Here is an 8,693-nt window from a genome sequence, read left to right as displayed (position 1 = left end):
GCGGTATGGACGGTAGCTCACTATTGCATGTAAATGATTTTTATTGATTGATATTTTGGTGTATTTTAATTGTTTATGTGATTTGTATTTTGAAGTCAGGAACGTGAGGATATCATTCGTTATCAAATTTTCCGTCCCTTAAACCGTCCCTTGAATTTTCCAATCTTTTTCTTGATAGTTAAATAACGTTATTTTTCCGCAAGCGTTTTTTGAAGAAAATTTTGCCCTCATTGACAAAATATATAATTTAGGTCATGAATGTTAATCAATTTTCACCGACTAATAATTTTATCTTTATGCAAACTGAATTTAATTCTATGGGTTTTCTCGCTGTTGTCATTATTATAGCAATCATTGTAAACGCTTTGATTTTGCTATATTATGTTTACGAAATGGCTTGTAAAAATGGGAGAAGTGCTTTCTATTGGGTCATTTTCTCTTTTTGTTTAACTCCGATAATCAGTATAATATTGCTTTCCTGTATTGGGGAAACCGAAGAAAAAAGGAGGGAAAGATTGCTGAAAGATGAAGAATACCTAAGATTAATGCTAAAATAAATCTTTAGTCTAAATTTTTAAAGAACTCCTCCAATGTCATATTATGAGCATCTACCACCTTTAGAAGAGTTTTCATTGTGATGTTTGCTCCGTTTTCAATTCGGGAGTATTGAACACGGTCAAAGCCTTTCTCGTTGGCAAAATCTTCGGCACTAAGACTTGTATTCGCCTTTCGCAAAGCACGAACCCGATTGCCTATTTGAGATAAACGGCTATCTTCTGATATTTGAGTTTTCTTCTTAATCATATATTTTACACGAAATTACGGCTAACTCCGCATCTATGTAACCGCATAAATAACGTTTGCATATATGCAGTTTTATTGTTGATTATTGCTATATTTGTCCAATTTTGAAATTTGTATCTAATTGAACAATAGCAATAAAATGAAACATAATCCTTTTGAAGAGTTAAGTATCTCAATTAAGCCCAAAGCCTTATTTCAGGCTTATTCTCATGAAGCAAACCAAGTCGAAGTAGAAAAGAGAATAGAAGTGCTTGCAAAAATTATATATGCAGGCTATAATCTCAATAAGGTTGTAAATGATTATCTGCAAGGCAAAGATGCTCTATCAGATAAGATACGCAAGAACGAGATAATAGACACTTTCAATCTATATACCCATGTAATCTTAGATAAGGAAGAAGAAAACGAGCCAAAGAAACTGCAAGAAGCGATAAATGCTTTTGCTATTGCAATAAAAGAACGATTCACTATCAGAGGTTTATTGATTACTTATTTTGAAAACTCCCAAGACTATTTATCTCTAAGCTCTGCAATAGGCATTGATTTGGGAAAAGATATAAGTAAGCAATTACAAGAAAAAGACGAAAAAGAGAACTCGCAACCGCTATGGAAATATGTTGAGTTATATTCTTGGTTCAAAGATGTTTTGATGCCCGATATTCGGAATAATAATATCAGATATTGGCTTCCTTCTTTGGAAATGCCGGCAACGCAAATAGCAAATGTCTTTATAAAGAAATATCTTCCTGTTGAAGACCACGAATTATTAAAAGCAAATGCAGAACTTAGAAAGGAACGATTATGCGAATTTGCCGAAAAGATAATCCGAGTTCTTTGGCTGAATGAACCTCTATTTGAGGAGCCTATTTATTTAGTTCGTTGTAACTATACAGGAAAATCGGCTTCCGAATTAGAATATTTGTATGAGAATAATATTGTCTCTATTTGTATTCAAGAAGAAGAAATGATAGACCAAAAGTATTTTGATGATTTGATAAACGGCAATAACCCTCCGTACAATAGCAAGTTACCCTATATTCAGCGTTTTGTAAATCTTGTAAATTTAGCCAATGAGCAAGATGTTATTGTTATAGCTTCTTTTCTTGGGAGGAATCCGAAAATAGGCTTGATAAAGAAAGGTTCTGAAATGTTTTGCCGAGAAGGAAACGGATTTAAGTTGTTTTGTCTAAAGATGAAAAGCGTTTATTGTACTCCGAATTGGGGAGAGCATTTTGATAGCATTGATTTAAGGACTTATCCAATTCTAAAGAGTATAATACCGCAACAAGTAACCATTAGTGCTGTAAACCAGAGAAAAAATGCTATTTACGGCATTTACTACGGAGTTAAATATCCGTTAGATTTATCTTTAATGACTGATTCTGCGATTGAGGTAATGTGTACCGAGTGGTTGCGCTCCCGATTCTCAAGCGAATCGTATCGGATTTGTTATCAGATAATACGAACTGGGGGAAACTTTGCCGATGTCGATGTATTGGGAGTAAATAATCAAAATAGAATTGTTGCTGCCCAAGTGTCTAATACTTCTGATATAAATCTGGTTAGCAATAAAATAGATAAATTGAAGTCTTTTAGTTCGGACGAAAAAATAATGTTCTCAAATGTAAATCGCCCCGACCTCGAAAAGATAGATGATTGCCTAAATATATTTATCGGAGACGTTTGGAACGATTTCTATTCAGATTCCTATTATAAAGTAATGCTTGAGAGGTTGGTAGCTCTATAATTCGTATCTTTGGAGTCTATAATCCAAAGGTCGCATGGTAGATAGAATAAAAATAACATTAAAGGATTTCTCTGGGAATTTTGAGAATTGCGAGAATATTACCAAAAAGGAATTTATCGAATATCCTGACAGGAAACAATATGACAATTTTGTCCTCCGCAATAAAACGGAGCTTGATAGGCATGATTTAAGTATTTCTCAAACAAAGAGAACTGGCATTGTAACTATTGAGGGGAGTATTCGCAAATGGAATTATAACAATGCGACCTTACTTGATTTAACCCAAACTTCATTTGAAAGAGCTTTACGAAATATAGCAAAAGAATTAAATATCTCTTTTGAGGAATTAAGACAAGGGAATTTCACTCAATGCGAAATTGGATTAAATATTAATGTTAGCATTCAAGCAATAGATATTTTACCAATGGTAGTGAACTACAATCATATTGAGCGACATGCTGAGAGAATAGATGAAGGGACATTGTATTTTATAGGAACTGAAAAAATCGCAAAACTCTACGCAAAACCAAAAGAAGTTGCAGATAAATCTTCTGTAATAAAGCAAGAGCGACGAAGAGAGGCATTCAAAATAATGCAAGAGAAAGGAAATGATTTTTTGCGAATCGAATTTACATTAAAGTATCAGAAGTCTTTCAATCACCATAAAATGAAGCATATCCAGAATTTGGGAGATTTAGTGGATAACTATTCAGACCTATATCGGTTCTTTGCAAGAGAAGTCAATCGGTTCATACTCTTCAATAAGTTGAGCTACCAGGAAGAATATTTAACCCCTAAAGAGAGACATATTATTTATGGATTAGAAAATTTTGGGTATGAAACGTTTTTGGAAGATTATCAGGCAGAGTTTGTAGAACGAGCTTCTAAACCAGACACTAAAAAGTCAGCTAAAAGTGATGCTTATAAAAGTGTAATTACCGTTTTGAAAAAGTATGCTTCGCCAGATGATTATAATTTTGAAACCTTCAAAAATGATATAAAAGAAACCTTATTTAGAAAAAGTAAGGATGAAAAGGTAGATTTTCCTGAATTATTATGCATTTTAGAGGGTAATAAGAAGCTTTCCCTTCCTAATAAGTAGAGAAAGTAAGGAAAGCACTATAAGAAAACTCTATATTGGAATATACTGAATATGAAAACCCTTGTATTGGGAAATCTAATATTGTTAACTTTAGCTCAAGGATTATTGCATTGTGAATAACAATAAGTTCTTTGTATTTATGTAATATGGAAATGCAATATGGAATGTACAGAACAACCCTTATATAATTGGGTGCTATTGAGAATAGAGCATATCAGCCGTAATATACAATCGAAACGCAACGAATAGCAGAGAATAACAAAGATAAGTCTCTATAATCGGAGTTGAAACGCAAAGCTCTACCCAGATAATATAAAACCTTTGTGGAAATCTAAACGCAAAGACTTATAGATTGGGAGTACAGTATATTGTTTGCCCTTCGTTGAGCTTTAATCTCGGTAAACGATAGTAGGAGTACCGAAATGTGATACTGGCTTTATAGGCATCTAATTTATTGGAGGTTGGGCGTATTTCTAAGGCTGAGTGAAGCGAAGCCTTAGAAGGTAGGTTTACGAAGTATATTTTGGGGCAAATTTTCGCCCGAATCGTTTTCGTGCCGAATTTTCGCTTTTCACCCTCGTGGGCTTATTCGGCTTCGCTTTCAATAGAGAAGTGCTGTAAATCGAAAATAAATAAGTAATTTCGTCATGTAAATAGCAATCAATATAATATGAAAGATAACTATCAGAGACATATTCAACTTAGGTGTGCCACTTGCGGTGGAGAGGATTTTAATTTCAATGAAGACAAGTCCTATGTTAAATGCAATTTGTGCAATCGGGAATATTTTGGCGGATATGACGAATTGGTCGAATTTAACCAAGAAAATATCAACGAGAGTGTCGAGGCAATGAAAAGTGAAGTTCAAGATGATTTACAAAAAGAATTGTCCGATATGTTCAAAAAAGCTTTTAAGGGAAATAAGAATATAAAATTCAAATGAGCATGGATATTGTTAGCATAGTTTTATCGGCTTTCGCAATTGCATTGACGATTATAATGTATTTTAAGCATGATAAGCGATTGAAAAAGCAAGAAGAAAAACTAAACGCCTATCAGTTGAAAAAGATTGATGAAGAGGAATCCGAAAATAAAAAAGCTCAAGTGAAGGGCAATGTCATAAAAGGAGACAAGGGAAGGCGTGATTTAAGAATCTATAATACAGGAAAAGCTCCCGCTAAAAATATCTATGTAGAATTTTTAGATAATTATGGAGGGCATGACAATTCAGCGGAAAAGGTAATTGTAATGGATTATCCCACTCCGTATGAATTCTTGAATACCAATGACCACTTTGATATTATTATGCACTTATACGCATATAATTCTACCGATGTTTTAAAAGTCAGACTGACTTGGGAAGATGATTTTAGTAATCAAAATGAGCATATTCAGCATTTCAAATTAACTTAATAGAATATGGGACTTTACGAAGAAATAAAAGATGTCGCAAAAGAAATAAAAAAGCAAGGCAATATTGAAATATACGCTCAGCTTATAGATTTGAGTTCTCAAGCATTAGATATGCAAAATGAGATTGTATCACTTAATGCTGAGGTTTCAGAATTGAAAAAGTCGAAAGATATTGATAGCAAGATAGAAAGGCATTCAGAACCTTATATAACCTTAAAAGGAGATACTGAACTGATATTATATTGTTCTCGTTGTTGGGGGCATGAAGAGAAGCTGATACAAGTAAAATGTTACGATAGTGGCTCTTTCAAATGTACCCATTGCGAAAATACTGGAGTCTATGATGAAGCTAAAGATGAAGCATATTCGCAAAGACAAAGCGAGATGTACCGAAATTTAGCCGCAAGAAATAGGAGAAATCAATGGTAGAATGGATTAGCTATGTAATGACTTGATTTTTAAAAACTTAATTCATTTTATAGGTTCTTCAAATTTTGGACTATATCATCTATTGTGTGAATTGAGGTATTCAGTGCTAATTTATCCGCTAATGTTGGACTAAACTTTAAGACCTCGTCTTTTGATATTTTATGCCAAATCGGTAGAATAACTTTATGTCCATTCATTTCTCTTGCAACCATGCCGTTCAGTTCGTATTCAGTCCAATTTTTCTTAACGAATGAAGGAGATATAATGACTATCCCATAATTTGCATTTGATAAACCATAGTCAATTTTCTTTCGGAGACTATCTCCAATTTTTAGTTCAAATTCATCATACCAAACTTCAAAACCACTATTTCTTAAAGCCTCTGCTAAGTCTCTAACAATGTCATCTTTATCTTCAGAAGCATGAGAAATAAAAAAATCGTATTGTTTGTTAATCGCAAGAGCCGTTTCTTCATTTTTGGAATTATTTTGTGCTGAGTAATTCATTCCAATAAGGGTTTCTAATTGGGATTTTTGGGTTGCAATATCTTCTTGTAATTTTCTTTGAAAACTCAATTGGTCATCCTGCATCTTTTTTTGTTCCTTCTGCTGAGCCTTCAATAATTCTTGTTTCTTTTTTCCTAATTCAGTTGATTTGGAAGCTACTTTTTTCTGATAATCTGCTATTTTTGAGCGATAACTTAGTATGTCTTTTTCATATCCTTGTATTTGTCGTTGCTTCATATTAAAAGAAGATGTGGACGTGTTTTTATTGATACTGCGAGTTACTGTATCAATCTGTTTGTTTTTTGTCAATTCTTTACCGCTCTCGTCAGCTATTTTCTTTTGCAAATCTGCAATCTCTTTTTCGATGCGGTTTACTTGATTTTGATAATATGAAGAATCCATCATTATTGAATTTAGTATAGGAATTAATATTCGTGTTAGCTAAGATAAGATAATAATTTTGCATTTATTATGCCGTTCCCAAACTAATAATCAATTTATTAAAAACGAGTTTATTGATTTATTTGAGACATTATATTTGTGTTAATAAAATTTGTTTGCCTGATTCGCTTTAATATAGGCTTCTATGTCTTTGCGACTATAAATAATAGCCTTCTGTCCAGGTATTTTAGAATGAGGAAAGTTGTGGTAGGTGCGCATACGGTATAAGGTAGCTTTGGACTTGCCTATCCAGTCGCAAACCTCTTTTTCTGTCATTAAGTCTTTGTCACTCGAAGCCTTTGGAGTAGAGGAGCTAATTTGGCGAAGCATTAAGGTGTTAATCTCCTGCTGAACTTCGGAGAGCTTTTCATTAATAACAAGAGCAGCTTTCATTAGCTTTCTTTGTCGTGAAAATAATTGCTTCAACTCTTTTGATTTCATTTGACCTTTATTTTGCCATAAAGATACAAAAAATACGACTTGTTGAGCCGTATTTTGAAATCAAATTTATCTTGAAGAAATTATCTATCAGTCGTTTTTGCTTTTGAATAGCTGTGATTTCTTTGCGTGGTCATCTACTAACTTCTTAGAGTCATTAAAATAAACCATTGTAGAGGTTATCTTGGAATGTCCTGCTAATGCTTTGATGGTTAAAACGTCAGTGCCTGCTAAAATTTGAAGTGTTACGAAGGTATGGCGGGCAACGTGGCATGAGATTGTCTTCTTTATCCCTGCCATTTTCGCAAATTCTTTTAGATGAAGATTCACCGTATTAGAGGTAACTGGATTCTCGAATACTGGTTTATCTGTTCCAATATTCTTTTTACTATTGCTAAACTCCAATAAGATAGCCTTTGCCCAAGGCTCTATAATGATTGTGACCGAATCTTTGGTTTTAACTTGCTTTTTATTGATACGTTGATTTTCCCAGTCAATATGCGACCATTTGAGGTCTAATATATCAGAAATACGCAAGCCCGTATAACAAGCTAAGAGAAACATTTGCATAGACATCCTTCGTGGAGAAAAGGCTTCAAATTGAGGAAGAAGGTTTCTCATTGCAACCAATTCATTTAATTCAAGATAAGTTTCCCTTATTTTTGCTTTCGGCATTTTGAATTTATCACTTGCGTATGGATTTTTGATGTTTATATCGTGGCGAATCATATCAAGGATAACGGCACGAATATTCTTGTGTTTATTCTCTCTTCCGCCGTCTTGATTGTTTTTTTCGTTCCGAAGGAAAGCGTCAAATTTTTCGATAAATTTGAGATTGACATCGCAGATTCTTAGTTTCGGGGCGAACTCTTTGAGCATTGCATAAGTGTTATTGTAGATTCTGATAGTGTCATCATCCTTGCCCGATTTCTTTTTATCATCTACAAATTCAAGATAGTAATCATAGAAAGAACCATTTTCAGGCTTAATTTTTTTCTTGCCTCCAAAATAATCCCGAACAAGCTGTAGAGATAGATCACCACCCATTCCTTGTTCTGTCAGTAAGAGAGTTTCTAAATCAGACTTTATATTTCCGATAACTGTGCGGAGTGGATTTTTCTTTGGTAGTTTAGCTTTGTTATCCCAAAGACTTTCTTCTATCTCGTAGCCTGTAGGAACTCTTATCTCTTCACCCATGACTCTAACCCAAATGTAAATGGGATAGTTGCCGTTTTTAAGCAATTTATCTTTTCTGATGCAGGGGTTTACTGAATATGGTTTCATATAATCTTGATTTAATCCTCAATTCATGGACTAAATTAGTAAAGTTTCTGTAATTAGAAAAATATCTTCAAAAGTTTATCACGAAGAAAAACAAGCCAAATATCAATAAACCAATCAGTTGACTAAAATAAAAAACCGTCCCTTATTTCGTCCCTAAGCAAAAAGGAAAAGCTCCAAGTAGTTGATAACAACTAACTTAGAGCTTTATTTTGCGGTATGGACGGGACTCGAACCCGCGACCCCCTGCGTGACAGGCAGGTATTCTAACCAGCTGAACTACCACACCGTTTTTGGTCGTACGCCATCGTCTCTGACACCGGGAGTCTCTCCTCCCTGCATATATCTTTCGATAGCGAGTGCAAAGGTAAGTAAATTTTCCTAATTGCAAAACATTTTTGGGCCAATTTTGAAAAAAATCCGGAAAAGATTGCACTCACACCCGAATGAGGGACTACTCTTCCTCCTCCGGAGTATTATTATCTTTCAGCCAACGATCGAACCATCGGAAGAATTCACGCTGAAACAGTAC

The 8,693-nt window shown here is 34.1% G+C and carries 10 protein-coding genes and 1 tRNA gene; 6 read left to right on the top strand and 5 right to left on the bottom strand.

The annotated features are described in order from the left end of the window. The first annotated feature begins 296 nt into the window (after nucleotides 1-296). The gene (locus B3Z75_RS00815) at nucleotides 297-557 is read left to right on the top strand and encodes a hypothetical protein (protein WP_294066676.1); all 261 of its coding nucleotides are present in this window, start codon (nucleotides 297-299) and stop codon (nucleotides 555-557) included. Nucleotides 558-561: 4 nt separating this feature from the next. On the opposite strand, the gene B3Z75_RS00810 is transcribed toward B3Z75_RS00815, so the two are convergent. Further along, entirely contained in the window at nucleotides 562-804 is a 243-nt protein-coding gene (locus B3Z75_RS00810; RefSeq protein WP_294066673.1) for a helix-turn-helix domain-containing protein, read from the bottom strand. 139 nt (nucleotides 805-943) lie between these two features. On the opposite strand from B3Z75_RS00810, the gene B3Z75_RS00805 reads away from it, so the two are divergent. From B3Z75_RS00805 to B3Z75_RS00785, 5 genes are all read left to right on the top strand, one after another. Further along, nucleotides 944-2,551, top strand: a complete 1,608-nt coding sequence (locus tag B3Z75_RS00805) for a hypothetical protein (protein WP_294066670.1) — start codon at nucleotides 944-946, stop codon at nucleotides 2,549-2,551. Nucleotides 2,552-2,585: 34 nt separating this feature from the next. Beyond that, nucleotides 2,586-3,653 carry a hypothetical protein gene (locus B3Z75_RS00800; RefSeq protein ID WP_294066667.1) on the top strand — a complete coding sequence of 356 codons (1,068 nt, stop codon included), beginning with the start codon at nucleotides 2,586-2,588 and terminating at the stop codon, nucleotides 3,651-3,653. Nucleotides 3,654-4,323: 670 nt separating this feature from the next. Continuing rightward, nucleotides 4,324-4,596 (top strand): ECs_2282 family putative zinc-binding protein, encoded by a 273-nt coding sequence (locus tag B3Z75_RS00795; RefSeq protein WP_294066664.1) that lies wholly within the window; start codon nucleotides 4,324-4,326, stop codon nucleotides 4,594-4,596. A 2-nt stretch (nucleotides 4,597-4,598) separates the two neighbouring features. Next, nucleotides 4,599-5,066, top strand: coding sequence for a hypothetical protein (locus tag B3Z75_RS00790; RefSeq protein WP_294066661.1), 468 nt, complete (start codon nucleotides 4,599-4,601; stop codon nucleotides 5,064-5,066). Nucleotides 5,067-5,072: 6 nt separating this feature from the next. Further along, on the top strand, nucleotides 5,073-5,495 hold the full coding sequence (locus B3Z75_RS00785) for a hypothetical protein (protein ID WP_294066658.1): 423 nt from the start codon (nucleotides 5,073-5,075) through the stop codon (nucleotides 5,493-5,495). 47 nt (nucleotides 5,496-5,542) lie between these two features. On the opposite strand, the gene B3Z75_RS00780 is transcribed toward B3Z75_RS00785, so the two are convergent. The 4 genes from B3Z75_RS00780 to B3Z75_RS00765 form a co-directional block, all read right to left on the bottom strand. Further along, nucleotides 5,543-6,403: a TIR domain-containing protein gene (locus tag B3Z75_RS00780; protein ID WP_294066655.1), complete on the bottom strand. Its 861-nt coding sequence runs from the start codon at nucleotides 6,401-6,403 to the stop codon at nucleotides 5,543-5,545. 141 nt (nucleotides 6,404-6,544) lie between these two features. After that, nucleotides 6,545-6,883, bottom strand: a complete 339-nt coding sequence (locus B3Z75_RS00775) for a helix-turn-helix transcriptional regulator (protein ID WP_294066653.1) — start codon at nucleotides 6,881-6,883, stop codon at nucleotides 6,545-6,547. An 87-nt stretch (nucleotides 6,884-6,970) separates the two neighbouring features. After that, nucleotides 6,971-8,164, bottom strand: a complete 1,194-nt coding sequence (locus B3Z75_RS00770; RefSeq protein ID WP_294066650.1) for a site-specific integrase — start codon at nucleotides 8,162-8,164, stop codon at nucleotides 6,971-6,973. 212 nt (nucleotides 8,165-8,376) lie between these two features. Next, nucleotides 8,377-8,450: transfer RNA gene (locus tag B3Z75_RS00765), tRNA-Asp, on the bottom strand. Nucleotides 8,451-8,693: the final 243 nt, after the last annotated feature.

Source organism: Proteiniphilum sp. UBA1028, from assembly GCF_002316955.1.
In the GTDB taxonomy this organism is placed as follows: Bacteria; Bacteroidota; Bacteroidia; order Bacteroidales; family Dysgonomonadaceae; genus Proteiniphilum.
Note: the sequence above shows the minus strand (reverse complement) of the source record. Positions and strands in the feature narration are given on the sequence as shown.

Bases quoted from the DNA above. Each gene is read 5' to 3' on its own strand.
- B3Z75_RS00815 (WP_294066676.1), top strand. From the start codon at position 297: ATGCAAACTGAATTTAATTCTATGGGTTTTCTCGCTGTTGTCATTATT.
- B3Z75_RS00810 (WP_294066673.1), bottom strand. From the start codon at position 804: ATGATTAAGAAGAAAACTCAAATATCAGAAGATAGCCGTTTATCTCAA.
- B3Z75_RS00805 (WP_294066670.1), top strand. From the start codon at position 944: ATGAAACATAATCCTTTTGAAGAGTTAAGTATCTCAATTAAGCCCAAA.
- B3Z75_RS00800 (WP_294066667.1), top strand. From the start codon at position 2,586: ATGGTAGATAGAATAAAAATAACATTAAAGGATTTCTCTGGGAATTTT.
- B3Z75_RS00795 (WP_294066664.1), top strand. From the start codon at position 4,324: ATGAAAGATAACTATCAGAGACATATTCAACTTAGGTGTGCCACTTGC.
- B3Z75_RS00790 (WP_294066661.1), top strand. From the start codon at position 4,599: ATGGATATTGTTAGCATAGTTTTATCGGCTTTCGCAATTGCATTGACG.
- B3Z75_RS00785 (WP_294066658.1), top strand. From the start codon at position 5,073: ATGGGACTTTACGAAGAAATAAAAGATGTCGCAAAAGAAATAAAAAAG.
- B3Z75_RS00780 (WP_294066655.1), bottom strand. From the start codon at position 6,403: ATGGATTCTTCATATTATCAAAATCAAGTAAACCGCATCGAAAAAGAG.
- B3Z75_RS00775 (WP_294066653.1), bottom strand. From the start codon at position 6,883: ATGAAATCAAAAGAGTTGAAGCAATTATTTTCACGACAAAGAAAGCTA.
- B3Z75_RS00770 (WP_294066650.1), bottom strand. From the start codon at position 8,164: ATGAAACCATATTCAGTAAACCCCTGCATCAGAAAAGATAAATTGCTT.